The organism is Anaeromyxobacter dehalogenans 2CP-C, assembly GCF_000013385.1.
Classification (GTDB): domain Bacteria; phylum Myxococcota; class Myxococcia; order Myxococcales; family Anaeromyxobacteraceae; genus Anaeromyxobacter; species Anaeromyxobacter dehalogenans_B.
Map to the genome: position 1 here is coordinate 4,074,174 of NC_007760.1, position 22,895 is coordinate 4,097,068.

General features: G+C 68.6%; 25 protein-coding genes, 1 tRNA gene and 1 pseudogene. 15 read left to right on the plus strand and 12 right to left on the minus strand.

The annotated features are described in order from the left end of the window. Positions 1-131: 131 nt before the first annotated feature. Positions 132-851 (plus strand): hypothetical protein, encoded by a 720-nt coding sequence (locus ADEH_RS18335; RefSeq protein WP_157061392.1) that lies wholly within the window; start codon positions 132-134, stop codon positions 849-851. Between the two features lie 32 nt (positions 852-883). Here ADEH_RS18335 and ADEH_RS23205 read toward each other — a convergent pair whose 3' ends face one another. Both ADEH_RS23205 and ADEH_RS23210 read right to left on the minus strand, forming a co-directional pair. Further along, a complete protein-coding gene (locus ADEH_RS23205) occupies positions 884-1,210 on the minus strand; it encodes a hypothetical protein (RefSeq protein WP_157061393.1) in 327 nt (108 codons plus the stop codon). Between the two features lies 1 nt (position 1,211). Further along, a complete protein-coding gene (locus tag ADEH_RS23210; protein ID WP_157061394.1) occupies positions 1,212-2,459 on the minus strand; it encodes a hypothetical protein in 1,248 nt (415 codons plus the stop codon). 74 nt (positions 2,460-2,533) lie between these two features. Here ADEH_RS23210 and ADEH_RS22640 point away from each other — a divergent pair, with 74 nt between their 5' ends. The 4 genes from ADEH_RS22640 (at position 2,534) to ADEH_RS18365 (ending at position 6,731) form a co-directional block, all read left to right on the plus strand. Beyond that, positions 2,534-3,628, plus strand: coding sequence for a protein NO VEIN domain-containing protein (locus tag ADEH_RS22640; protein WP_049760133.1), 1,095 nt, complete (start codon positions 2,534-2,536; stop codon positions 3,626-3,628). A 183-nt stretch (positions 3,629-3,811) separates the two neighbouring features. Beyond that, positions 3,812-4,789: a DUF932 domain-containing protein gene (locus ADEH_RS18355; RefSeq protein ID WP_011422599.1), complete on the plus strand. Its 978-nt coding sequence runs from the start codon at positions 3,812-3,814 to the stop codon at positions 4,787-4,789. A 317-nt stretch (positions 4,790-5,106) separates the two neighbouring features. Further along, positions 5,107-5,889 carry a Rad52/Rad22 family DNA repair protein gene (locus ADEH_RS18360; protein WP_011422600.1) on the plus strand — a complete coding sequence of 261 codons (783 nt, stop codon included), beginning with the start codon at positions 5,107-5,109 and terminating at the stop codon, positions 5,887-5,889. Between the two features lie 2 nt (positions 5,890-5,891). Continuing rightward, a complete protein-coding gene (locus ADEH_RS18365; protein WP_011422601.1) occupies positions 5,892-6,731 on the plus strand; it encodes a PD-(D/E)XK nuclease family protein in 840 nt (279 codons plus the stop codon). A 97-nt stretch (positions 6,732-6,828) separates the two neighbouring features. Here the strand turns inward: ADEH_RS18365 and ADEH_RS18370 are convergent, their stop codons facing one another. Beyond that, the gene (locus ADEH_RS18370) at positions 6,829-7,164 is read right to left on the minus strand and encodes a hypothetical protein (protein ID WP_041453682.1); all 336 of its coding nucleotides are present in this window, start codon (positions 7,162-7,164) and stop codon (positions 6,829-6,831) included. 1,064 nt (positions 7,165-8,228) lie between these two features. Between ADEH_RS18370 and ADEH_RS23215 the strand changes: the two genes are divergently transcribed. Further along, positions 8,229-8,756 (plus strand): hypothetical protein, encoded by a 528-nt coding sequence (locus tag ADEH_RS23215; protein ID WP_157061395.1) that lies wholly within the window; start codon positions 8,229-8,231, stop codon positions 8,754-8,756. A 107-nt stretch (positions 8,757-8,863) separates the two neighbouring features. Here the strand turns inward: ADEH_RS23215 and ADEH_RS18375 are convergent, their stop codons facing one another. Further along, the gene (locus ADEH_RS18375) at positions 8,864-9,448 is read right to left on the minus strand and encodes a hypothetical protein (RefSeq protein WP_041453683.1); all 585 of its coding nucleotides are present in this window, start codon (positions 9,446-9,448) and stop codon (positions 8,864-8,866) included. Between the two features lie 534 nt (positions 9,449-9,982). On the opposite strand from ADEH_RS18375, the gene ADEH_RS18380 reads away from it, so the two are divergent. Continuing rightward, complete coding sequence (locus ADEH_RS18380; RefSeq protein WP_011422605.1) at positions 9,983-10,789, plus strand: EcsC family protein; 807 nt, start codon at positions 9,983-9,985, stop codon at positions 10,787-10,789. Positions 10,790-10,981: 192 nt separating this feature from the next. Here ADEH_RS18380 and ADEH_RS18385 read toward each other — a convergent pair whose 3' ends face one another. Continuing rightward, complete coding sequence (locus tag ADEH_RS18385) at positions 10,982-12,073, minus strand: HNH endonuclease signature motif containing protein (RefSeq protein ID WP_011422606.1); 1,092 nt, start codon at positions 12,071-12,073, stop codon at positions 10,982-10,984. 461 nt (positions 12,074-12,534) lie between these two features. On the opposite strand from ADEH_RS18385, the gene ADEH_RS23220 reads away from it, so the two are divergent. The 6 genes and pseudogenes from ADEH_RS23220 to ADEH_RS23760 all read left to right on the plus strand — a co-directional run bounded on the left by ADEH_RS23220 (position 12,535) and on the right by ADEH_RS23760 (position 14,767). Further along, positions 12,535-12,984, plus strand: a complete 450-nt coding sequence (locus tag ADEH_RS23220) for a hypothetical protein (RefSeq protein WP_157061396.1) — start codon at positions 12,535-12,537, stop codon at positions 12,982-12,984. After that, a complete protein-coding gene (locus tag ADEH_RS18390) occupies positions 12,981-13,283 on the plus strand; it encodes a hypothetical protein (RefSeq protein ID WP_041453684.1) in 303 nt (100 codons plus the stop codon). Before ADEH_RS23220 ends, ADEH_RS18390 begins: the two co-directional genes overlap by 4 nt. A gap of 85 nt (positions 13,284-13,368) precedes the next feature. Further along, positions 13,369-13,629 carry a helix-turn-helix domain-containing protein gene (locus ADEH_RS23805; protein ID WP_198133800.1) on the plus strand — a complete coding sequence of 87 codons (261 nt, stop codon included), beginning with the start codon at positions 13,369-13,371 and terminating at the stop codon, positions 13,627-13,629. 4 nt (positions 13,630-13,633) lie between these two features. Next, positions 13,634-13,912, plus strand: a complete 279-nt coding sequence (locus ADEH_RS23750) for an Arm DNA-binding domain-containing protein (RefSeq protein WP_011422608.1) — start codon at positions 13,634-13,636, stop codon at positions 13,910-13,912. A gap of 12 nt (positions 13,913-13,924) precedes the next feature. After that, positions 13,925-14,011 (plus strand): annotated as a pseudogene (locus tag ADEH_RS23755) (hypothetical protein); the annotation flags it as partial. Between the two features lie 123 nt (positions 14,012-14,134). Further along, a complete protein-coding gene (locus ADEH_RS23760; RefSeq protein ID WP_332247657.1) occupies positions 14,135-14,767 on the plus strand; it encodes a tyrosine-type recombinase/integrase in 633 nt (210 codons plus the stop codon). Positions 14,768-14,817: 50 nt separating this feature from the next. Here the strand turns inward: ADEH_RS23760 and ADEH_RS18400 are convergent. Continuing rightward, positions 14,818-14,892: transfer RNA gene (locus ADEH_RS18400), tRNA-Gly, on the minus strand. A 125-nt stretch (positions 14,893-15,017) separates the two neighbouring features. On the opposite strand from ADEH_RS18400, the gene ADEH_RS18405 reads away from it, so the two are divergent. After that, on the plus strand, positions 15,018-16,226 hold the full coding sequence (locus tag ADEH_RS18405; protein ID WP_232287331.1) for a glycosyltransferase family 9 protein: 1,209 nt from the start codon (positions 15,018-15,020) through the stop codon (positions 16,224-16,226). A gap of 263 nt (positions 16,227-16,489) precedes the next feature. On the opposite strand, the gene pgsA is transcribed toward ADEH_RS18405, so the two are convergent. The 3 genes from pgsA to ADEH_RS18420 are packed head-to-tail and all read right to left on the minus strand — an operon-like array spanning position 16,490 to position 19,071. Then, positions 16,490-17,140: a CDP-diacylglycerol--glycerol-3-phosphate 3-phosphatidyltransferase gene (gene pgsA / locus ADEH_RS18410; protein ID WP_011422611.1), complete on the minus strand. Its 651-nt coding sequence runs from the start codon at positions 17,138-17,140 to the stop codon at positions 16,490-16,492. Then, positions 17,137-18,438: a tetratricopeptide repeat protein gene (locus ADEH_RS18415; RefSeq protein ID WP_011422612.1), complete on the minus strand. Its 1,302-nt coding sequence runs from the start codon at positions 18,436-18,438 to the stop codon at positions 17,137-17,139. The genes pgsA and ADEH_RS18415 overlap by 4 nt, the downstream gene beginning before the upstream one ends. Positions 18,439-18,441: 3 nt before the next feature. After that, the gene (locus ADEH_RS18420; RefSeq protein ID WP_011422613.1) at positions 18,442-19,071 is read right to left on the minus strand and encodes a lytic transglycosylase domain-containing protein; all 630 of its coding nucleotides are present in this window, start codon (positions 19,069-19,071) and stop codon (positions 18,442-18,444) included. Between the two features lie 72 nt (positions 19,072-19,143). Here ADEH_RS18420 and nadB point away from each other — a divergent pair, with 72 nt between their 5' ends. Then, positions 19,144-20,751, plus strand: a complete 1,608-nt coding sequence (gene nadB / locus ADEH_RS18425) for an L-aspartate oxidase (protein WP_011422614.1) — start codon at positions 19,144-19,146, stop codon at positions 20,749-20,751. A gap of 25 nt (positions 20,752-20,776) precedes the next feature. Here nadB and ADEH_RS18430 read toward each other — a convergent pair whose 3' ends face one another. The 3 genes from ADEH_RS18430 to ADEH_RS18440 are packed head-to-tail and all read right to left on the minus strand — an operon-like array spanning position 20,777 to position 22,802. Further along, positions 20,777-21,403 (minus strand): hypothetical protein, encoded by a 627-nt coding sequence (locus tag ADEH_RS18430; protein WP_011422615.1) that lies wholly within the window; start codon positions 21,401-21,403, stop codon positions 20,777-20,779. Continuing rightward, complete coding sequence (gene pyrE, locus ADEH_RS18435) at positions 21,400-21,969, minus strand: orotate phosphoribosyltransferase (RefSeq protein WP_011422616.1); 570 nt, start codon at positions 21,967-21,969, stop codon at positions 21,400-21,402. The genes ADEH_RS18430 and pyrE overlap by 4 nt, the downstream gene beginning before the upstream one ends. Next, positions 21,966-22,802: a ParB N-terminal domain-containing protein gene (locus tag ADEH_RS18440; protein WP_041453962.1), complete on the minus strand. Its 837-nt coding sequence runs from the start codon at positions 22,800-22,802 to the stop codon at positions 21,966-21,968. The genes pyrE and ADEH_RS18440 overlap by 4 nt, the downstream gene beginning before the upstream one ends. Positions 22,803-22,895: the final 93 nt, after the last annotated feature.

Here is a 22,895-nt window from a genome sequence, read left to right on the forward strand (position 1 = left end):
GCTGGAAGGGAGACGACGAGGTTGAGGCTCACTCCCTTCGATACACTGGGAGCCTCAGCGATATACCAGGAATTGTCTGGCCCGAACTCTCGACCCACCTTGGTCCCGCGAACGTCCGCGGACACGGCGACGTGTACACGCGCCTGATGCTGCCGTTCAGTCGTGCGCTAGTGCAGCGGATCGAGGACTGGCGTCAGGGACGCGGCGGACCCCTGCGGCTCGAGATCCGCGGCGACATCGTGTTCCGGCGTCTCAAGAAGCTTGCCTTGCCGGCTGGGGACAAGAAGGCGGCGCCCGGCGGCCAGATGCCTTGGCAGCCAGAGCAGCATCTCGTCGTCGCGTCGCCGCTGGAACAGGAGCAGGTTCACCTCACCGTGAACGTCGACCGAGATCACTGGATCTCCATCCTGCGTGCCATTGGCTGGGACGAGTTCTCTGTCTTCGAGGTCCCTGTGCTCGGCCTCAAGCGGCACGAGCAACTCCAGAAGGGACTCGCAATCTTGACGGAGGCGCAGAACGCATTCCGGCAGGGACAGTGGTCCACGGTCGTCACGGATGCTCGTCGCGCGCTAGAAGCTGCTGCCGGAGCGGCTACAGCTGATGGCGACCGAAGGGCAAAGTTCGAGGCGCTCCTTGCACAAGTCCTTCCTCTCGATACGGACGAGCCGAAGCGCGACACGCTCGAAGGCCTGATGCTCGCTCTCAAGGACCTTCGCGACCACTCAGCGCACGTCAATGACATCCGCTTCCAGGTCGAACGGGAAGATGCGGAACTCGCTCTAACCGTGGCGATCAGCATCTTCCGTTTCATGGGCGAGGCGCTCGCTCGCGCGGGCCGCAGACGCGAGTGACTCTTGCCGCTCGCGTCGTGGGGTGACCGAGCTCAGGCCGGCAGCCCTGGAAGGATCTCCGTGAAGGCCTCGACGAGATGCGCCGGGACTCTCCTCTTGGTCCGGGGTCCGTGGTCCCCTTGGCTGGCGATGTAGGCGGTCAGGTCGTCCCCCCGCTTGCCGGCGGCCCACTTCTCGGTGATGAGTTCGAACAGCCGGGCCACTCCGTATCGGCTGATGACGCTTTCGAGATACTGAACAGTGACTGTCTCGATCCGGGCAACTCGTAGGCGCTCGGTGATCCCGGTGCAGGCAGCGAGCATGTTGAACGCGGTGCCCTCGAGGCAGAGCACCTCGTCGAAGCAGACGAGGGACGCCATGTCAGTCACGCTCGCGAGGCGCGACTCCTGGCGCCACAGGGCCCGATCGTTGACCGTCTCTGCGCACTGTTCGTAGGCCCCGTAGATCTTCTCCCAGATGCGGAGAGAGTCCTCGGCTTCCGCGATGGACTTCGCGTTCGACGAGCCGAGCAGGCTCTTGCACTCCACCACGAAAGCTCTCGCCCCGAAGACCACGATGAGGTCTGCCCCGCCTCCTTCCTGCGGCAACGCTGTCGATGCGCAGCACGTTCTCTCGACCGACCACGCTCACAAAGAAGTCGTGGAGATAGTCCTCCAGCGCATGCCCGAGCTCGACGGGATGCGAACCATAGGTCGTCGCAGGCGCTTCACGCAGAAGATGGAGGCAAACGTTCTGCATGGCGAGCTGCGCGCTTCCGGGACACGGGGTCACATAACGGCCGCGAAGGGCTACTGGCGCCGCAACGACTTCGCGGCTCTGGATCATGGGGAAGAGTTGGAGCGGACTTGGCGCGTATTTGCGGTACGCATCGGGAAGCACCGATACGACTTGAGACTCCCAACGCCGGAGGTCTTCCGCGTGGAGCGATAGCCTCTCCGCAACGAAGAGCAGGTCATCGTTGTCGATGCCCCACAGGTCATGAATACCGTCTCCAACTCGTGCCTTCGTCAGATCGATTCTGCCTCGCCCCTGCACGTTCATGGCGAAGAGCATGTATGCGGCTCGAAGGAAGACCTGCGGCTCCATGCGGAGCGCGCGCTTGAGATACCCGACCGGATCCAGCGCCGGCACGCGCTGCTGAACCCGTTTGACGAGATCCCAAGCGCGGGGGAGCGCGTGCGAGTGGGGTTGAGTGAGGTCCCACTGCGCCCTCATCATCCGGCCCATCGTGCGGGCCAGGGTCGCCGACCGTAGGCAGTCGTCCCCGAGGTCGTATTGGCGGAGGGGAGTCGAACGCTGCCAGCATTCGATCAGCCTGCACCGCTCTTCTGCCTGGAACTCGTCCTCGAGCGTCCCCTCGTCAACTGCGAGGAACTCATGCGCGAGGCGAACCAGGTCTTCGAAGCCGGGCTCGTCACCGTTGTCTCCCTCTTTGGCCGCGGCAATCACGGCGATGCGCCCACCGAATGCGCGCAGGAGCGCGACATCCTGGTGGTCTGCACCGGCACGCCTGTGCTCCCAAAGGCTCCACAGGACGTTGGCGCACAGTTCGGTGACGGAGCTCCTTCGGAAACGCCGCACCCGTGCGGTGAAGTCGGAGTAGTGCATTCGCTCCGAGCGTAACAGCCCAGGCGGACACCGCGGACGGCGAGCCCCGTTCCGGGTAGGATTGCGTGGACCGCATGGACAAGAACGCCGACATCGCGGCGCGGTTCCTCGACGACGCGGAGTTCCGGGCGGTGTTGACGGACTACCTGGTGAAGAAGGTCCACCGGGCTCACCGCGCCCTGGCGCATGAACGCATACGCCATGCGTGTGGGATCGGCGCAGGGATAGTCAACTTGGGGGAGCGCATGAACTACTGGGTCTACAAGTGCAACACGAAGGGTGAGGCCGTAGGCAACAGCCAGTGGGGCGACTGGGAAGATGAATACGCCTTCGGCGGCGACCTCGGCGTGTTCGACTGGGGCAACGTGACAGACATCCCGGACCTCGCCCGACCGAAGAAGGGCGACATCGTGATCGCCCACCAGTCCGACCGTCACAAGCTGGTCGGTATCGCCAAGGTGCTCGGACTTAGACGCGACGGACAGTTCCTGCTCAAGGCGATGGAGCGGATCGGCGCCGACATGAGCACGCTCAAGCAGCAGTACGCGAAGATCGCCAAGATCCCCGCGTATCAGGGTGGTTGGCCACGGACCATCTACGACATCGGGAAGAAGGATGCTGAACTGCTCCTGCGGCTCGCCCGCGCATCCGTGGCGTCGATTGCGAACGGCGGCGCGAAGAACCGGCAACGGCTTGCAGGCGCGCTCGACCCGATCGCCGCCCTGGAGGATGACGGGGCAGCCGCAGGGAAGGGCGGCAAGGCGACGAAGGGAGTTGGCCAGGGGTTCGGGCTCAGCTCGAAGGAGCAGCGCGCCGTGGAGCGACGGGCCGTAGAACTAGCAAAACGCCACTTCGAGTCCGGGGGGTGGGTCGTGGAGGACGTCGGGGACAGCAAGACGTCGCTCGACCTCGTCTGTCGTCGCAAGGGCATCGACCTGCATGTTGAGGTCAAGGGCACGACGGGGCTGGGGCAGAAGATCATCCTGACGAAGAACGAGGTGCAGCACGCGAAGTCGTACAAGCGGGTCGCTTTGGTCGTGGTTCACGGCATGAAGCTGAAGAAGGGCACGGTCCCGAAGGTCTCAGGCGGTAAGGTGCTGGTGAGACACCCCTGGAAGATCGCGGACAAGCACCTGGAACCGCTCGCGTACTACTACAAGGTCGCGTAGCCGCTGGCGGACCCGAATAGCGGCGGCAGGGCGAGCTTCGGAAAACATCACGAATCTCGGGTGATAAGGGGCTGGCGGGTTCCTGCCGTCCCCGGCCATCGGCCGGGGATCCCCTTCACTCCAGCAGCGTGGCACGTCCGTCCAGTGGCGACACTGGTGGTCGTTGTCCGCCCGAGGTTCATGATGGCTCACGACATCAACAAGATGATCTACGTCGGGGAGATGCCCTGGCACGGGCTCGGCGTCCCACTCCCTGCGCGCGCCAGCTACGAGGACATCGTCCAAGCCGCAGGGTTCTACGTGGCCGTCGAGAAGGACGTCTACGTGCCGCCGCTCCGGGGCCCGATCCCCGACCGCAAGGCGCTCGTCCGGTCCGACACCGGCGAGTACCTCTCACTCGTCTCCAAGAGCTACGAGGTCGTCCAGTTCTCGGAGGTCGCCCGCACGCTGGTCGAGGCAGCCGGGGACGTGAAGGCAGTGTTCACCACGGCCGGCACGCTCGGCCCCGTCGGCATCAAGGGCTGGCTGCTCGGCGAGATCCCGAACCCGATCAAGGTGAAGGGCGACCCCTCGCCGATCCGCAAGTACGTCCTCGGCACCACCGGCCACGACGGCGTCACGGCCGTGGTCCTCAAGAACGTCGCCACCCGCGTCGTCTGCGCGAACACGCTCGGCGTGGCGCTCGGCGAGCGCGGGGGGGCGACGTGGCGCATCCAGCACACGGCCAACGCCAAGATGAGACTCGACGAGGCGGGCAAGGCCTTCCGGCAGCTCGTCGAGTCCTACGAGCGGCTCGGCGAGCTGGCGAACGTGCTGGCGGTGACCCCGTTCACCACTCGGCAGATGAAGGCCACCATCGACCGGCTCATGCCGGTGCCAAAGGACGACCGGGACCACACGAAGCCCGAGGCCGAGCGCGGCAAGGTCATCCGGCTCTTCGACACAGCCGCCGCCATCGAGCGGGTGCGCGGGACCGCGTGGGCGGCGCTCCAGGGCTGGACCGAGTACGCCGACCACCACCGCCAGGTGCGTGACACCGGGCGCGAGGACCCTCGCCGGGCCCGGCTCGCGTCCGTCTGGATGGGTCGGGCGGCGGCCATCAAGCAGGCCGCGCTGGCCGCCATCGCCGACGAGGCGCGGCTCGAGCTCACCGCGGCGTAGCAGTTCGGCTACCGCGCTCCTCCGCCTCCAATTTCGGCAGGCCTGCCGGAACGGAGGAGCCATGGTCCCAGCCGCGCTCGTGCTCAACAAGTCGCTGCTCAAGAAGCTCGCGGTCGCCGTGCTCGTCGCGGTGGCCGAGACGGTCCTGTCGGCGCCGGCGAAGGGCAAGAAGTCGCGGTAGCCGTTGGGGCCTCCGTCCAGCGTCGGCGGGGGCCCGCTTCATCCAAAGACGCAGAACCAGTCGACGGGGCCCCCGCTCATGGTGAGCGCGGGGCCCTCGTCGTTGATGGGCGCCCTCGCGCCCGAGGAGCAGCATCATGAACCCCGAGACGAAGAAGAAGCTCTACCAAGCGCTCTGCGCGCCATTTCCGCCCGAGGCCATCGAGCGCACCGACGGTTCGAAGACCGGGCGCGGCTACAACACGAGCGGCGTCAAAGTGCAGTGGATCATCGACCGCCTGAACGAGGCCGTCGGGATCGGCAACTGGCGCGTGACCCGCGAGACGTTCGTCCACGCGGGCACCACCAACTCTGGCCGCAAGGTGTACGAGGCGTGGTCGGACGTCGTGCTCCAACTGGGCGAGTGGAGCGGCGACACGTTCGTCCCGTTCGCCGAGGCGCGGGCCTACGGGGCCCACAGCGCGGTGGCCGAGGGCGACAGCCGCAAGGGCGCCGCCACCAATGGCATCAAGCGGGCGGCGGCGATGATGGGCTGCGGTGCGGCCGCGTACCGGGGCGAGCTCGACGACGACAACGAGTTCGGTGACCAGCCGGTCGAGGAGTCCTCGCGGCCGCCGACGCACCCGACGGCCCAGCAGAACGCGAATCGGCGCGTGGAGCCCCTGTCCATGCCCCGGCTGCCGAGCACGCCCCGCAACCGGCTCACTAGCAAGCAGCTCTCCGCCCTGATCGCCATCTCCCGGAAGCTGGGCATGGACCTCTCGCAGTTCCGCCAGCAGGTCCGTTCCCGCTACGGCACGCAGATCGAGTTCATCACGAAGAGCCAGGCATCCGAACTCATCGGTGAGATGTCGAACGGCGGGCTGCACCACGGAGGCGACGGCGAGGCCGAGATGGCGGAGCCGGGGGCGGAGGGCTGACCGTGACCGCCATCGAATGCGCCCGCGACGGCCTGCACATCTCGGTGAGTCAGATCCGGACCTACCTGCGGTGCCCGAGGAGCTACCTGCTGCGCTACGTCTTGGGAGTGGCGCCGGCCTTCAAGCCGGTGCCCTTTGCCTTCGGCACGAGCTTCCACGCGGCCCTGGCGCGCTTCTACGTGGCGGTAAAGGAGGACGGCGCCCCGCCGCCGCTCCAACTCGTCACCGAGGCCTTCCGGGATGCCTGGCAGCGAGAACTGGACGCAGACGTGCGCCTTCAGGCCGAAGACGACGAGCCGGCCGACACCGGCGCGCTCGTGGACAAGGGCGCCGAGATGCTGGCCGTGTTCCACGACCAAGCGGTGAAGTCGCTCGACGGCGTGAAGGTCGAGGCGGTGGAGCAGCCGTTCACGATCCCGCTCTTCGACCCCGACACCGGCCTCGAGATGGAGGAGAAGCTGGTCGGCGCGCTCGACCTGGTGCTCAAGAAGGGGCGCAGACGCCAGGTCATCGAGCATAAGACCGCCGCGCAGCGATACGGCGAGGACCAGATCCGGTGGGACATCCAGCCCACCGGGTACAAGCTCGCCGCACGGGCCATGGGCCTCGGCGAGGTGAAGGTCACCTACCAGATCGTCACCAAGGCGAAGTGCCCGGTGCTCCAGATCGTCGACCTCGATCGCAACGAGGAGGACGAGGACGAGTTCCAGCGCGTGGCTGTCAACGTCATGCGCGGCGTGGATGGCGGCGCGTTCCCGCCGGCGCGGTCGTGGGCGTGCCGGAGCTGCCCGTACAGCCATGCCTGCCGGCCGCCGCGCCCCAGGCCGGGAACTGCTGGCTGATGTCGCTGGTCGGGGTGGCTGATCCAGGAATGGATCCGCTTCCCCTTAGCTCTCATAGACTCGCATGGTCGTATACGTTCGTGGGTTCCCGACGCCCTCACCGACTGTGGGCTTTGGGCGACCGCCGCGGAACGACCTTGAATCGGGTGCGCTCCAGCATCGCGTTGACGAGGAACGCCAAGAGAGCGGCGGGGAGCACCGCAGCGATGATTAGTATCAGGTCGCCGAAGATGTTGCGGCTCGGGACGTTCGGGAAGATCGCCAGGAGGAACGCTGCCACCAACGGCCACAGCACGACGAGCAGCAGGCGACCACGTCGGCTCAGTCGACGCAGCTCGTGCTTGGTGCAGCCGTACTTCACCTCGCCTCGGGCTACCGCCAGGCGCGCCAGCAGGCCGACGGCGATGAAGCTCAACAAGAAGCTCCAGAACATGACCACCTCCAGCGGGGCGCGGGTGATTCAGGGGTGCTTGGGACCGACTTGTTCCTCATCACCATGCTGCAACGCGAGTTGCGCGCAGCGGTCGTGCGCTGTGGATCATCGCGCTGCGGCGGACATGCCGAATCGAACGCGGGGTGTGGGATACCGTCCAGAAATTCCCGCGAAACAATTGCCGTCGGGGGGGGGCGACCGAGATACCACCGCAGGGTGGCGGGGGTCGGTCTCGCGTCTCACATGGCAGCCCACGATCTCGGAACGGCCCCGAGGTCCCCTCGTACTAGGCCCCCGCACAGTCCACCCACTCCCCCTTCGTCAAGCGTGAGTCGGGCCGAAGGTAGCCCTACGCGCCGGCGAGGTGGGCGAGAACTCGGCGTAGAACGACCGCCAAGCCCGCTACGCAGCAAACTTCAGCCTTACCTGTGCACACCGAAGCCCTCCTGCTCCGCTCCGGTCTCCGATCGATCGCCTAGTGTTCAGCGCGCAGCTCGCGCCGCGCGCATCGCTGTGGCACTCTGGGGCAAACGAGCGCGCTTACGCCCAGTTACAGGCACGCCGTTAGCTCCCCTGCGCCAGTGCGACATCGTGGCGCTTGCCCCTGCAAAGCCAGCTTGAAACGTTGCGTGTAGGGGGGACGCATGCATCGTCTGACATTGTCCGCGATCTTTGTATCGTTACTCGCCTGCTACACGAGTTCCGACTCGAGCCCAGGCTCCCAGCCTGTCGTTTTGGCGAGCGCGCTAGCTGGCCCGAAGTGCAAAGCCGGATCCGCCAACTGTGATGGCGTGTCATCCAATGGCTGCGAAACCAACATCCTTACGTCCACATCCAATTGCGGCGCCTGCGGGAACACATGCGCGGTTTCCCACGGAAGCCCTGCCTGCGTGGCGGGAGTGTGTGGGGTCGCTGCTTGTGACACAGGGTACGTGCCGTCGGGGGACTCTTGCGCGCTCGTGGTGACCGGGGGCGGAACCGCGGAAAATCCATACACAGCGACGCCCCTCCCTACGTCATGCGATGGCTATCGCGGCGCCTCGATTACTGCGGACGGGGCGTACATGGTCCAAGTCCAGACTGATCCCGCAATCGTCTACTGCGACATGTCAGGCGGCGCCTGGACATACGAAGCATTCGGGTTCGGACCTCTGGCCCCCCACGTCGCGGCTTTGCCTTCTCCGCTCGACGCGCCTTTCCCCGGCTACGAGCGGGTGCAGATCGCTGAGTTTTCGAGCAGCCCCGCGCTGCGAGCCGCGTTCGTCCTCCACTACGACCGCCTTGGCGGGATCCCAAACTTGACACAGGGCTGGCAGAGCAGCAACTGCTGCTTCGCTGGAGCCGACCAGTATTCCGTGTATTGGTACGCCTTCGGGGAGGGCAATACTTGGATGTTCCCAGTACATGCAGACGGGAGCGCCGCGTGCAACCAGGGCTATTCGGACCCTGTCATCAAGCTTCAGGTGGGCGGCCCCGACAACAGCTATCCAACGAAAACATCGCTCACACAGGCCGACCTCGCATCTCCTGTTCTGTTGCGCAACTGTGGGCTTGGCGATAATCCCGCCATCTACGTAAAGAAATATCAATAGCGGACGAGGCTCGCGAGGGGAGCCCCGCCCGCTGCTTGAGAGGCAACGCACAGGAAGCCTGGCAACGTTCCCTTTGATCCGCCACGGGTTTCGACGCCCCGCGAGGATCAGCGCTTCCCAACCAGGCGCACCTCGAGGCGGACGAACGAACCCGAGTCGTCTTCGGGGCGCACTGAGAGCTCCCGAAACTGCTTCAGGAGAGCCAACAGACGTTCTTCCTCGCGCAGGATGCGCGCACGATGGCGCTCGATCAGTCGCGCCTTGTCCTCGTCCTCGAGGATGGCTTCTTGTTCGAGGCGAACCCGTTCCGCTTCGACAAGCGATTCAGCATTGGCAAGAACTCCGGCGAGCGGCTCTTCGAGCTGCCGGGCCGCATGAGCTAGCCTGTGAAAGGCGCTCGGTGGGACGCGGGAACCGGTCGAGTCCGTCGATAGCCCGTTGGCCGCGCTCAGGAAGGCGACGGTCTCTACCACTGGTGCATCGGCCGCTTCGACCAAGTCGAGGACTCTCTGGATCGCAGGGGCGAGCTGCGTCAGGTCTTCCGCAGGCACTGGCGCTTGGATGTTCTCACACATGTCCGCAAGTCCTCGCACGCCGACCAGTGCGTCGGTCGCCGCAGCGCGGGTCTTGGTCGCCCGATTCTTCTCGAGTTGTCTCTCGACGTACTCTTCCCGAGCGCGCTGCTCGAACATGGCCAGGCGCTCTCGTCGCCATTCGCAGTCTGCTATGGCAAAGACGAGTCGGGCTTCTCCATGTGTTCTCGGGCCGATGCTGACCCGCATCTGCTCGACAACGCTTTGATAGTCACACAGGCTTTCGGAGCGTAGGAGCGCTGCTCGAGCTGACAGCGCATGACGGGTGCGGTTCATCGCGGACGTCGCCCGTCCTTCCGCGGTTCGGGGCCCCGAACTCCTCGAGCCGTTGGAGCGGCTTGCCTGAACCTGCGCATCGTTTCGAGACGGAGTCGGAGCAGTCGATGACGGTTGCGTGCTGGAAACGAGCATGGCTCGAGTGTGGAGCGGGCACTCATGGGTGGGAAGGAGAAACCAAGCCTTGGTGTCCTCGCCGTTGGGAACCATCGACATGCGGCGTGCGCCGGCTGTGTGCGATGGCCTCAGCGCCCGGCGGACCGCAGACCCGTCAAGACATGGCTTCACGTGTCGACACCATGTCCGGAAGACCGACATAGTGGTGCGCTCAAACCACCACCTACTGGGGGAGGCGACATGGAGAGAGCGGATCTGGAGGAACTTCGCCGAGCGAGGGCCCTCCTAGAATACCCAGGTCTGGCGATCAAGATCGCTAACTACGTAGGCAAGCCAGTCGACTGGGGTCTGGCCAAAGTGCCGAAAGGAGCCCAGGAAATCGTTGTCTCGGCGACAAAGAAGTCCATGGAGTCGGCGCTCGAGGTCGTGCTCCATACTCTGAATGGCGAACTGGAGCGGAAGCCGAACAACTGGGGACACAGGTTAGCCGCCATGGGAACCGGAGCAGTGGGTGGCGCGTTTGGTCTGGCTGCACTGCCGATCGAGTTACCCATCTCGACCATGGTGATGCTTCGCTCTGTGGCTGACCACGCGCGAGCGCAAGGCGAGGATCTGGCTCATCCGGAGACGCGAATGAACTGCCTTGCAGTGTTCGCTCTCGGGGGCTCGAAGGGGTCGGACGACGCCGCGGGATTGGGGTACTTCGCCGTCAGGGCAGCGCTCGCACGATCTGTCGCAAAGGCAGCCGAGTACATCGCCGGGCGTATGGCCGGCGAGGTGGCCGCCGACAAGACGGCCCCCGTTCTCGCTCGCCTGGTCTCCACCGTCGCAGCCCGTTACGCACCGCAGGTCGCAGAGAAGGTGGCGGTGCAGTCGATTCCCGTGGTTGGTGCTCTTGGTGGGGCCGCCATCAACACGCTCTTCATCAACCATTTTCAGGACATGGCGTGGGGACACTTCACAGTGAGACGGTTGGAGCGACGATACGGTGCCGAGGCGGTTCGCCGATTCTACGAGTCGATCGAGAGCCCATCGCCGGCTGCTTAGGCGGCCAGAATTCGCTCGGACAACTAGGCGGGGGAAGTAACACGCTGCCCCGGAACTTCTCAGCCCCGGCACCGCCCTCAGCATCGGCAGCATCTCCCTCACTCTTCTCTTCGCGCTCAAGAAGCGCTCGGCGATATGCATTTTCGGTTGGACGACCCGACAAGTTCAGCGAACCGACCCGAGGCTTCCACATCACAGGCCCTCCCAGTATTCCCAGCACAGGATGCCGAGGTCGACTTCACTCCACTCCCGACCATCTTGATCGACGAGACGGCGTCCGCTCTCGACGTGTCTCCGCCAGAATCCGCTGGGCACCAGCCCTTGAGACGCCGGTAGGGACGCGGGCGGTACGGGCGCGGACGCCAGCGGCGGAGATGAACACGGCTCCTGGTGTATGCGCGCCCCCGCCTTCTTCACCTTCACCTTCACCGGATCCCAGAAGCCCCGTGCCACCGGAAGCCGCTCGTACTTGCAGAGTGTCTTGAGCGCCTCGTGGACGCGAGGAGTCCTGCGCATGCGATCGAACACGGGCTGGGACATCACTGGAATCGTTTCTGGCAGGTTCTCGTTGAGATCTCCCGCTGCCTCTTCCATGTCGAAAGTGTGTTTCCCGGTCCGGTGCAGCCGGAGGAGATACACGTACGCCGCCTCGGCGACGGAGCATGCGCGCGTGATGGGGCGGATGCCGGCCCTCTTGACGTCCTTGTCGAGGAAGCTCTTCGAGCGGTCGCGGGGCGGGATGCGCGTGTTCGACCCGAGAGGCCACGCCAGGTCCCGAAGACGGTCGTAGTTCGCCTCCAGCGCCATCTTCAGTGCGAGGTCCATCTGGCGATCTGTGAACGCAGCCGGGGGTGAGGTCGTGCCCTCCCGTTTCTCGAGTTCGCGAATGACCTCTTCCGACACTGGCCGAAGACCGCCCCGCGCGTGCGGCCGCCAGAGCGCACTGATCTCCGGCGAGTCCTCATTCGCCTTCAGCTCTGTGTTGCGATGAGTAGCCCGATGCGCTCGCCGCGAGAGGAGTTCCAGATTCTCGATTCGAGCGTTCCGGGTATTCCCGTCCCGGTGATGGACCTCCCAGTTCCAGGGGATCGGTCCCTTGAAGAACGCATACGCATGGACGTGAAGCCAGGCGAAGAACAGACCCGACTCCGTCACGAGGACCGGATACTGGCTTTTGAACTTCTTCTCGTCGATCACGACGCGCAGACGTCGGGAGAGAATGTTCTTCAGATGCTCTCGCGACACCTTCACTCCGTAGTCGATGATCTCGTAAGGCAGTGCCATCGCTTCCTCCAAGAACGGGCAAGACCTGGCGGGAAGGACCGGCAGGGCAGAAATCGATGCTGTTAAGCATCATGTCGACTCCTGGACGCATGAGGTCCTTCCCGCCCTGTGCTTCCCAGGACGAGATCCCCTGGCTTGCGCGAGGGGTGGTGATCACTTGCGCGGTGGGGGACGGCACCGACTGCCCGCCGAGCTGGACCATGCTGCGCCGCTCGTTCCGCCACGCGCTCGTGCTGAGCGCTCCATCGCCGGGGGAGGTCCCGGAGCACCGGCAGCGCATCCACGCCGCTTCCTCGCGCTCCTCGATGCGAGGCGAGACATGGCGTACCATCGACGGGTGGGGAGTTTCGTCAGCAGCCGGCGTCTTAGCGGGCCCCGGGGAGAAACGCCTGCCGAGTGCCCTCTTCGTCGGTCAGCCTCGCCGATCGCGTATCGTCCATGGAGAACACACGGGGGCGTCCATGACGAGTCGCTGGCTCGAGAATCCGGAAGACCGGCTCATCCAGCTGCTCCAATATATGGAAGACGAACTCCCGCACTTCTTCTCCGGTACATCGGGACCGGTGAAGCTCCGCGACTGGAGAAGCGGCTTCTGCATCGCCACGATCTGGGCTCCGTTTGCTCCGCAGTTCTCGGACCTGTTCTTCGAGGCGCTGAAGCAGGCCTCTTCTCAAGATGCGGAGTCGAGACGCGAGACAGCCACACGGGTGGCTCTTGGTCGGGCGCTTGGCGAAGAGAATCCGTTCTGGGTCGGCGATGTCGAACTCGAACCCCTCGCGGAAGAGCCCTCCAGCATGAGCAACTGCCCGCGGGATGCGCTCTTCGAGGTCTGGCTATTCGGAAGGCCGTCAGCCGCCGCGCGCGGTCGAAGGCGGACTCAACTGCCGGCGGGAAGAAGACACGCCGGATGAAAGACGGCCTGGAGACGAGCGAGAAGGCAGTCGGCGGCAGGCGGGGGTACGTGTTCAGGACTCCGGACTTCTACGAGATGAGCTGGGGGCAGTGGCTCAAGAACCCCGAGCACCAAGAGCTCATGAGCTTCGTGGAAGGCCTCGAGACGCACTCTCTCGATGACGCAACCGCGTTCGCCACGCTGCTGAAGACGAATGGTTTCACGACCTGTAGTGGCAGCGACTTCGATGCGGCCTCCGTGAGGCGTCTGGACGTCTCCCGAGAACTTCTTCGCGGAAACTCCAAGCCGACGTTCTGACTAAACCCTCCAGGCGCGTGTGCTCTGCTCCACGCATGTCCCCCTACGCATCGTGGCGTACCGAGGGACGGCCTGGAGGGCATCAGTGAACGACGGTCTAGACACGCTCCGGAGCGCTGGACCCGCCGCATCATCCGCAAGCTGTTGCGACGGTTGTGATGCGAGCCCCGCGGTCACCGTCTCGGAGGCTGCGCGACTCCTCCGTCTGGATCCGAGGACCGTTCGCTCGATGCTCCGCGCTGGCGATCTCGACGGGAACCAGAAGGGCCATGCCATCCGCATCAGTCGATCCTCCGTCCTAGAATGGCTCCGCGGCAAGCGTCGCGTCCCGCGCTCCAAGAGGTGATTCGATGAGCGTGAGGCGCATGAAGCGCCGCGACCCGAGGACGGGCGCGGTGACGGAGAGGTGGTTCGTGGACGTGGACTTCGAGCTGGCCGACGGCAAGCGCGAGCGCGTCCGCAAGGTGTCGCCCGTGCAGACCAGGCGCGGCGCCGAGGAGTTCGAGCGGCAGGTCAGGCAGGCGCTGCTCGACGGCTCCTGGTTCAAGCCCGCCGAGGAGGTGAAGGAGGTCCCGATCTTCGACGGCTTCAAGGATCGGTTCCTCACGTACAGCGAGGTGAACAACTAGCCGAGCACCGTCTACGCGAAGCGGTGGATGCTCAAGACGCACCTGTCGCCCTTCTTCGGCAAGAAGAAGCTTATCGACATCGGCCCGGCGGAGATCGAGGAATTCAAGGCGAAGAAGCTGGCCGAGGGACAGTCGAAGAAGTCGATCAACAACCACCTCGCGGCGCTCAGGAAGCTGCTGAACCTCGCCGTCGAGTGGGAGGTGATCCCCCGCGCGCCGAAGGTGAAGGGCTTCAGGGCGAAGACCGAGTACATCACCGAGGAGCAGTTCCTCACCTTCGACGAGGCGGAGCGGCTCGTGCACGCCGCGGCGCCGGAGTGGCGGACCTTCATCATCACCGCCCTCAAGACCGGCCTCCGCGTCGGCGAGCTCCTCGCGCTCAAGTGGGAGGACCTGGACCTCGTCGCGGGTCAGCTCGTCGTCCGCCGCACCCTCTGGCACAAGCAGGAGGGGCCGCCCAAGGGCGGCCGAAACCGGAAGGTACCGCTCTCGGACGAGGCCATCGCCGTGCTCAAGGCGCACCGACACCTCAAGGGCACCTACGTCTTCTGCGAGGCGGACGGCCGGCGGCTGACCCACAGCCGGGTGAAGGACGTGGTGCCCTCGACGTGCCGCAGGGCGCAGCTCGCGAAGCGGCTCACGACGCACGGGCTCAGGCACACGTTCGCCAGCCACCTCGTCATGCGCGGCGTGTCGCTCATGGCCGTGAAGGAACTGCTGGGCCACGAAAGCATCGAGATGCCGCTCCGGTACTCGCACCTCTCGCCGGACGTGAAGCGGGACGCCGTGAAGCTGCTCGACGCGCCGTCGTCAGTCGCCAACGGCAACCTGACGGCAACGGAGCCGGCCCGCTGAGGGCCGAAACGAAGAACCCCCGGCAACTCGGGGAGTTGCCGGGGGCAAGATGGAGCGGGAAAAGGGATTTGAACCCTCGACCCTCGCCTTGGCAAGGCGATGCTCTACCACTGAGCTATTCCCGCAAGAAGGCTCGCGAAGGTGGAGGTTTATAGAGGGACCGCCCGAGGGGTGTCAAGCGGGTTTCAGCAGGCTGCGAACACACCGTCACCGCGGCCCTCCGAGGGCCGCGGTGTATCATCCGCGCCCCGTGTCGGACCCGGTCATCGCCCCCTCGCCCTCCCCCGTCCCGCCTCCCCCGCCGGCTCCGCCGCGCGGGTTCTTCGCGCGCCTCCGCAAGCGCCGCGAGGACGCGCGGCGGCAGGCGCAGGTGGGCGGCGGACGGCAGCGCGGGCCGGTGGCGGACCTCTTTCGTTCGGCGGGCCGGGCCCTGGCGCTGACGCTCGCGAACCTGGTCCTGCCCCGACCGCGGGCGCCGATGCCGGCGCCGGAGACCATCCGCCGCCTGCTCGTCATCCGCGTGGACGAGCGGGTGGGCAACCAGCTCCTCACCACCCCGCTCCTCCGCGCGCTGAAGCTGGGCCTGCCGGACGCCGAGCTGCACCTGCTCGCGCCGAAGCAGGGGCTCCTCGTCGCCTCGCCGCACGTGGACCGGTTCCACCTCTGGCAGAAGCGCGACGCGTTCCGGGCGCCGCTGCGTCAGCTGGGGCAGCTGCGTGCGCTCCGGCGCGAGCGCTTCGACCTGGTCATCGAGGCGGGGCACTGGTCGGCCTGGTCCCTCACCTCCTCCATCCTCGCCCGCCTGCTGGGCGGCCGGCGCGCCAGCATCGGGCACGACCGCGGCGATGCGGCGCGCTTCCTCTCCCACCCGGTGCCGCACGATCCGGCGAGCGTGGCGGAGGTCCCGGCGAAGCTGGAGCTGCTGGCGCCGCTGGGGCTGCCGGCGCGCGGCCTGGAGCTGGAGACGGGGCTGGGGCGCGACCTCGCCGCCGCCGACGCGGCGCTGGCGGCGGCGGGCGTGTCGGGCCCGTTCGCGCTGCTGAACCCGGGCGCGCGCCTGGCGGACCGGCGCTGGCCGGCGGAGTCCTACGCGGCGGTGGCGCGGGGGCTCTCCGAGCGCGGCCTCCGCGTGCTGGTGGTCTGGGGCCCCGGCGAGGAGGGGCTGGCGGCGGCCATCGTGGAGGGCTCGGGCGCGCGGCTGGCGCCGCCGACCGACCTCGACAGGCTCGCGGGCCTGATGCGGCGGGCGCGCCTGGTGGTCTCGAACAACAGCGGGCCGATGCACCTCGCGGTCGCGGTGGGCGCGCCGACGGTGGGCGTGTTCTTCCGCGGCGACTCGGTGCGCTGGGGGCACGGGATCCCGGCGTTCGCGGCGGCGGAGGTGCGGGGCGACGCGGAGGCGCCGGCGGTGCTGGCGGCGTGCGACCGGGTGCTGTCGATCGGCGCTGGTCGCGCCTGACGTCCCTCGAGTCCGGTCCCTCGACTCCGGTCCCTCGACTCCGGTCGCGCCTGACGGCGCGACCTACGCTCGGGATGAGCGGGTTACGCTCAGGATGAGCGGCCGACGCTCGGGATGAGCGGGCTACGCTCGGGATGAGCGAGGCTGACGTTCGGGATGAGCGGGCAATGCTCGGGATGAGCGGGGGGTGCACGCGGGAGCGAACCAGGTGGCCCGCTCACCCTGAGCGTAGCGACCGCCGCGCGGTCGCGGAGTCGAAGGGCCTACCCGCGCGACGTGCGGCGGTTGGGGCGGACGTCCTCGGCGGCCTGCGCCTCGCCCTCGCGGCGGTACACGGCGCGGATGAAGTTCGCGAAGTAGCTCACCGCGGACCACACCGAGAAGAACAGCGAGATGTACACGAGCCAGGTGCCGACCCGGTTCGCGTCGAGGTCGAACGAGAAGAAGATCGCGTCGATCGGGTAGGTGTAGTGCAGCAGCAGGAAGGTGATGCCGGCCACCTGGAACGCGGTCTTGTGCTTCCCCTCCTGCCCGGCGGCGATGACGATGCCCTCGCTCATGGCGATGGTGCGCAGGCCGGTGACGATGAACTCGCGCGCGAGCACCACGATGCACACCCACGCGGCCACGCGGCCGAGGTGCACGAGCATCACGAGCGCCGCCATGACGATGAGCTTGTCGGCGAGCGGGTCGAGGAACTTCCCGATGACCGTGACGAGGTTCTTGCGGCGCGCCACCCAGCCGTCGAGGAAGTCGGTGGCGCCGGTCACCGCGTACAGCACCGCGGCGATGAAGCTGTCCACCCGCGACTCGTAGAACGTGAACCACAGGAACACGGGGATGAGCGCGATCCGCGTGGCGGTGATCGCGTTCGGGAGGTTGAGCGCCTCCTGCCGCAGCGAGCGCGCGCTCACGGCGCGCCTTCCCGGGCGGCGGCGTCGGGATCGGCGAGGACGCGCCCCTCGCCGGAGAGCTCCACCACCGGCGTGCCGGCGCCCGCGCCGGCGTCGGCGCCTTCCTCGGCGAGCGCGACGAGCCGCGGCGTGAGCGCCCCGGTCCACCCGACCAGCGCGGCGATGGGCAGCCGCACCGGCGCCGACGGCGAGACCTCCAGCGCGAGCGGCGCGCCGGCGGTGACGAGCAGCATGCACCCGCGGCCGCGCAGGTGGACCAGGCTCAGCTCGGCGCCGCTCGTGGACGGCACGCGGCCGTTCTCGAACGCGAGCCCGTCCTCGAACCCGAACACGACCTCCTCGTGGAGGTAGGCGGCCTCGCCGTCCAGCTCGAGGGCGGTGAAGCGGCGGCCGGAGGTCGCGTGGAGCAGCGCCCCCTCGCCGGAGGCGCGGTGCATCCGGGTGGCGCCCTCGCCGAACGGCCGCTCGGTGGCGCGGCCGCGGAAGCGCATCAGCTCGCCGCCGAGCGTCACCTCGCCGCGGACCGCGAACAGGCCGTCGAGCCGGACCCGCACCGTCCCGCGCACCGTGACGGTGAGGACCGCGTCACGGACCGTGAACGGCGCGACCGGGGAGGGCGCGGCGGGCACGAGGCGGGCGTCGGCCCAGGCGGCCAGGGTGGGCACGCCGGCGGCGGCCGCGTCGGGCTCGGGCGCGGGCGGCGGCACGACGCGCAGCACCGGCACGCTGCCGGGGACGGGCGTGACGTACGGCTCGGGCGCGGGCGGCTCGGGGGCGGCGCGCGGCTCCTCGGGCGCCGCGGGCGGGGGCGAGACCTTCCAGCCGCTCGCGACCAGCTCGTCGCAGCGGGCCACCATGTGGTCGCTGCCGGCCTTCCGGAACCACTCGCGCGCGGCCGCGGGGTCGCCCGACTCGAGCAGCGCGAGCCCGAGGTAGCCCATGGCCTTGCGGTGGTCGGGGTTGAGGTCGAGCGCGATCTCGAGCTGCCGCCGCGCCTCCTCGTGGTGCTTCGCCTTCAGGAACGCGAGCCCGAGGTTCACCCGCGCGGCGGGCTCCACCGGGTTCTCGTCCACCAGCCGCTGCCACGCGATGGCGGCGTCGTCGAACTGGCCCTGCCGGTAGCAGGCCTGCCCGAGCAGCGCGAGCACCTTCGCGTCCTTGGGGCCGAGCTCCAGCGCGCGCTCCAGCGCGGCGCGAGCCCGGTCGGCGTCACCCTGCGCGAGCAGCTCGGTGCCGCGCGCCAGGTGGAAGGCGAGCTCGTCGTCGAGGCCGTCGCCGCCGTCCGCGCGCCGGGCCACGGCTCACCGCCCTGCCTTGTATGCCTCGTACAGCGCCACCACCTTGCGCACGTACTCCCGGGTCTCCGGGATGTTCGGCACGCCGTCGCCCGCGCGCCGGACGGCCTCGGGGCCGGCGTTGTAAGCGGCGAGCGTCCGCACCATGTCGCCGCCGTACTGGTTCGCGAGGATGCGCAGGTAGCGGGCGCCGCCCTCGATGTTCTCGGCGGGCTCGTACGCGTCGCCCACGTACATGTCCTTGGCGGTGCCGGGCATGAGCTGCATGAGCCCCATGGCGCCCTTCTCCGAGACGGCGCGGTGGTCGAAGTTGGACTCGACCGCCATCACCGCGAGGAGCAGCGCCTCGGGCAGGTTGTACTTCGTCGCCGCGGCGCGGATGTGCTCGCGGTATCGCTCCTGGGCGTCCGAGCGAGGGATCGGCCGGGCGCGCGCCTGTGCCTTGCCGCCCCGGTACACGCCGCCGCCGTCCTTCAGGCGCGCGATGCGGCGGAAGCGCGGGTCGCTGGGCGCGTTGGAGAAGTGCGCCACGCCCTCGGAGTCCACGTACGAGTAGAGATCGCCCGCCCGCGCGGCCGGAGCCGCCAGGACGGCGCCCAGCAGGGCGAACCTGGCGAGGTATGGGCGGACGGACATCGTCGAAAAAGTTACCAGCAGCACGCTCGGCCGGACAACTTTATTCCCGGAGCGCGTGCTACATCAAACGCCATGACCACACTGCCCGCACGAGAGAACGTGGACTTCCTGGTCCTTGGTGGTGGCGTCGCAGGGCTGACCTTCGCGCTCGAGGCGGCCGATCACGGATCGGTGCTGGTGCTCACGAAGCGGCAGCGCTCGGAGGGGTCCACGCAGTACGCGCAAGGGGGCATCGCGGGCGTGCTCGGCGCGGACGACGCGCCCGAGCTGCACGTGCAGGACACGCTGGTCGCCGGCGCCGGGCTGTGCAAGCGCGAGGCGGTCGAGGTCACCGTCCGCGAGGGCCCGGACCGGCTGCGCTGGCTCATCTCCATCGGCGTGGAGTTCGACCGCGAGGCGCCGGACAAGCTGCACCTCACGCGCGAGGGCGGCCACTCGCGGCGCCGCATCGCGCACGCGAAGGACACCACCGGCCGCGAGGTGGAGCGGGCGCTGCTCGCCGCCTGCGAGGCGAAGGGCATCCGGATCGTCGAGGACCAGGTCGCGATCGACGTCATCACGAGCGGCAAGCTCGGGCTGGGCGGGCCGAACCGGGCGCTCGGCGCCTACGTGCTCGACCGCGCCTCGGGCGAGATCACCACCGTCACCGCGGGCGTGACCGTGCTCGCCACCGGCGGCGGCGGGAAGGTCTACCTCTACACGTCCAACCCGGACGTCGCGACCGGCGACGGGGTGGCGATGGCGTACCGCGCGGGCGCGACCATCGCGAACATGGAGTTCTTCCAGTTCCACCCCACCTGCCTGTTCCACCCGCAGGCGAAGAGCTTCCTCATCTCCGAGGCGTGCCGCGGCGAGGGCGGCATCCTGCGCAACGGCGCCGGCGAGGCGTTCATGTCGCGCTACGATCCGCGCAAGGAGCTGGCGCCGCGCGACATCGTGGCCCGCTCCATCGACGCCGAGATGAAGCGGCGCGGCGACGACAGCGCGTTCCTCGACATGACGCACCTGCCGAAGGGCTTCCTCATCGAGCACTTCCCGAACATCTACGCGACCTGCAAGGAGTTCGGGATCGACATGGCGGTGCAGCCGATCCCGGTGGTGCCGGCGGCGCACTACATGTGCGGCGGCGTGGTGACCGACCTCATGGGCCGCACCTCGCTGCCGCGGCTGTTCGCGATCGGCGAGACCTCCTGCACCGGCCTGCACGGCGCGAACCGGCTCGCCTCCAACTCGCTGCTCGAGGGCCTCGTGTTCGGCCGCCGCGCCGCGCTGAGCGCCGTGGACGAGCTCGGCCAGGCGGGCGGCACGCTGCCGACGATCCCGGACTGGAACCCCGGGGCCGCGCTCGCGCCCGAGGAAGGCGTGGTGGTCACGCACAACTGGGACGAGGTCCGCCGGCTGATGTGGAACTACGTCGGCATCGTCCGCACCGAGAAGCGGCTGGAGCGCGCCCGCACCCGGCTCGCGATGCTGCGCACCGAGATCCGCGAGTACTACTGGGAGTACCGGCTCACCCCGGACCTGGTCGAGCTGCGGAACCTGGCCGACGTCGCCATGCTGATCGTGGAGTGCGCGCAGCAGCGCAAGGAGTCGCGCGGCCTGCACTACCTGCTCGACCACCCGAAGCCCGACGAGCGGTGGCTGCGCGACACGGTCGTCACCCGCGGCGACCTCGAGTGAGCGCGGCGGCCGCGCCGCGCGCGGCCTACAGGTCGGGGTCCGACTCGAGCCGCGACGGCTCGGGCATGACGCCGAAGTCGAGGTCCATCCGGCCGAGGGCGCTCGTGATCGCGAGCACGTAGGGCCGGCCCTCCAGCGGCGCCTTCGCGCTGGGGAAGCGCACCCGGTAGACGACGTCGAACGTGCCCACGTACGGGAACAGCCCGATCAGCGTGGCGTCCACGTCGAGCACCTCGACCTTCGACGCGAGCAGCTCGTCCTCGTCGGCCCGCACCGCCACGCGCCAGATGCTCCTCGGCGCGTCCAGGTCGTTCTGCTTGCCGTTCGCGGTGTAGAGCGCGAGCAGGAACTCCTCGCCCGCGGCCGCCTCGGCGCGCTCGGTGGCGAGCCGGGCGTCGAGCTCGGCGGCGGTCCAGCCGAGCCACGCGGCCAGCCGGCGGGCGCGCGCCTCGCGCTCGGCGAGGCCGAGGTGCGTGGCGGTGGCGGTGGCGCGGTGCTCGAGGCCGTCGTAGAGCGTCGCCCGGCGCGTGGCGGCGGCGCGCAGGTCGGACCACTCGCCCTCGCGCGGCCCGGGGACCGGCTGGCGCGGGTGGAACGGGCAGCCGGCGAGCGCCAGCGCGAGCGCGGCGGCGGCGAGCGAGCGCAGCCTCATGACATGAAGTCCGCGCGGGTGAACAGCGCCTGCAGCGGCACGCCCTGGGCCTCGATGGCCTCGCGCCCGCCCTCCTGCCGGTCCACGAGCGCCAGGCAGGCCACCGGGACCAGGTGCTCGGCGCGGCAGCGCTCGATCGCCTTCAGCGCCGAGCCGCCGGTGGTCACCACGTCCTCGATCACCGCCACGCGGCTGCCGTCGGGGAGGGTCTTGCGCCCCTCGATCCACTGGCCGGTGCCGTGGCCCTTCGGCTCCTTGCGCACGATGAACGCGTCCACCGCCGCGCCGGCGCCGCCGTCCAGGAAGCTGGTGAGCGCCACCGCGCTCGCGATCGGGTCCGCGCCCAGCGTGAGCCCGCCCACGCCGCGCACCGCCGGCGTGAGGCCGCGCACTCGCTCGAGCAGCAGCCGGCCGACGAGCACGTGCCCCTCGGCGGTGAGCGCGGTGCGCTTGCAGTCGATGTAGAAGTCGCTCTCCTTGCCGGAGGCGAGGATCACCTTGCGCCGCTCGAACGACAGGCTGCGCAGGAGCTCGAGCAGCCGCGCGCGATCCCGTTCCAGGCTCATGGTTCGTCCTCCCTGCGCTCGAGGTGGGGGAGCAGCTCGGCCATCCAGCGGACCTGCTCGAGCACCGCGCGGCGGCCGTCGGCCGGCAGCTCGCGCCAGGACTCGAACGCCACCGCCAGGTCCGCGTTCACCTGGTACAGCCGCGCCGCCACGTCCGCAACGAGCTCCTCGGGGGTGACCTCCTCCTCCCCCGCCGCGCCCTCGCCGCCCGCCCCGCCCTCGCCGGACCCGGACTCGGCCGCGGGCGCTGCCACGACCTCGAGGTGGTGCGGCGCCGGCTCCGGCTCGAGGCCGCCGTCGTCGTCGGGGGCAGGCCCGGCCGCGTCGGCGGCGGGCCCGGCGGTGAGGAACTCGAAGAAGCGCTCGCGCAGCTCGGGCTCGACGGGCGCGCGCACCAGCGCGTCGTCGAGCAGGTCCTCGGCCCAGGGCGCGACGCCGGTCTGCTCCAGCCGCTCGCGCAGCAGCCGCAGGCCGTCGCGGTCGAGCGGCTCGGTGAGGAGCGCCTGCCCGAGCGCGAGGCCCCAGGCGTCGTCGTCGTCGAGCGTCGCGTGCAGGCGCGCCAGCACGCGGCCGCGCATCAGCATGCGCAGCGCGGCGATGCGCCGGAACCCGGCCACCACCTGGAAGCGGGGGCCGTCGGTGCCCGCGCCGGGCAGCGGCCGCAGCTCGACCGGCACGAGCTGCCCGAGGCGGCCGATGGACGCGGCCAGGGCGGAGACGTCGCCCTCCTCGCGGACGCGGAACGTCGCGTCCAGCGCGAGCGCCGAGAGCGGTACGAACTCGACGGCGCCCGTCGCATGGGCGGGCGCCGCGGTGCGCGGTTCGAGCTCCACGTCCACCTCCGCTCGATCCGCGCGGGGCCCGCGGGCCGGGGCAGGGGCCGGGTCGCAGCCCGGTCCCCTCCTCCACTCCGCGCGGGATCGGGA

Excerpts from the sequence above, each read along its gene's own strand:
- ADEH_RS23205 (WP_157061393.1), bottom strand. The coding sequence starts at position 1,210 with ATGGCGTCCCTCGTCTGCTTCGACGAGGTGCTCTGCCTCGAGGGCACC.
- ADEH_RS23210 (WP_157061394.1), bottom strand. The coding sequence starts at position 2,459 with ATGCACTACTCCGACTTCACCGCACGGGTGCGGCGTTTCCGAAGGAGC.
- ADEH_RS22640 (WP_049760133.1), top strand. The coding sequence starts at position 2,534 with ATGGACAAGAACGCCGACATCGCGGCGCGGTTCCTCGACGACGCGGAG.
- ADEH_RS18355 (WP_011422599.1), top strand. The coding sequence starts at position 3,812 with ATGGCTCACGACATCAACAAGATGATCTACGTCGGGGAGATGCCCTGG.
- ADEH_RS18360 (WP_011422600.1), top strand. The coding sequence starts at position 5,107 with ATGAACCCCGAGACGAAGAAGAAGCTCTACCAAGCGCTCTGCGCGCCA.
- ADEH_RS18370 (WP_041453682.1), bottom strand. The coding sequence starts at position 7,164 with ATGTTCTGGAGCTTCTTGTTGAGCTTCATCGCCGTCGGCCTGCTGGCG.
- ADEH_RS23215 (WP_157061395.1), top strand. The coding sequence starts at position 8,229 with ATGGTCCAAGTCCAGACTGATCCCGCAATCGTCTACTGCGACATGTCA.
- ADEH_RS18375 (WP_041453683.1), bottom strand. The coding sequence starts at position 9,448 with ATGTTCGAGCAGCGCGCTCGGGAAGAGTACGTCGAGAGACAACTCGAG.
- ADEH_RS18380 (WP_011422605.1), top strand. The coding sequence starts at position 9,983 with ATGGAGAGAGCGGATCTGGAGGAACTTCGCCGAGCGAGGGCCCTCCTA.
- ADEH_RS18385 (WP_011422606.1), bottom strand. The coding sequence starts at position 12,073 with ATGGCACTGCCTTACGAGATCATCGACTACGGAGTGAAGGTGTCGCGA.
- ADEH_RS23220 (WP_157061396.1), top strand. The coding sequence starts at position 12,535 with ATGACGAGTCGCTGGCTCGAGAATCCGGAAGACCGGCTCATCCAGCTG.
- ADEH_RS18390 (WP_041453684.1), top strand. The coding sequence starts at position 12,981 with ATGAAAGACGGCCTGGAGACGAGCGAGAAGGCAGTCGGCGGCAGGCGG.
- ADEH_RS23750 (WP_011422608.1), top strand. The coding sequence starts at position 13,634 with ATGAGCGTGAGGCGCATGAAGCGCCGCGACCCGAGGACGGGCGCGGTG.
- ADEH_RS18420 (WP_011422613.1), bottom strand. The coding sequence starts at position 19,071 with ATGTCCGTCCGCCCATACCTCGCCAGGTTCGCCCTGCTGGGCGCCGTC.
- nadB (WP_011422614.1), top strand. The coding sequence starts at position 19,144 with ATGACCACACTGCCCGCACGAGAGAACGTGGACTTCCTGGTCCTTGGT.
- ADEH_RS18430 (WP_011422615.1), bottom strand. The coding sequence starts at position 21,403 with ATGAGGCTGCGCTCGCTCGCCGCCGCCGCGCTCGCGCTGGCGCTCGCC.
- pyrE (WP_011422616.1), bottom strand. The coding sequence starts at position 21,969 with ATGAGCCTGGAACGGGATCGCGCGCGGCTGCTCGAGCTCCTGCGCAGC.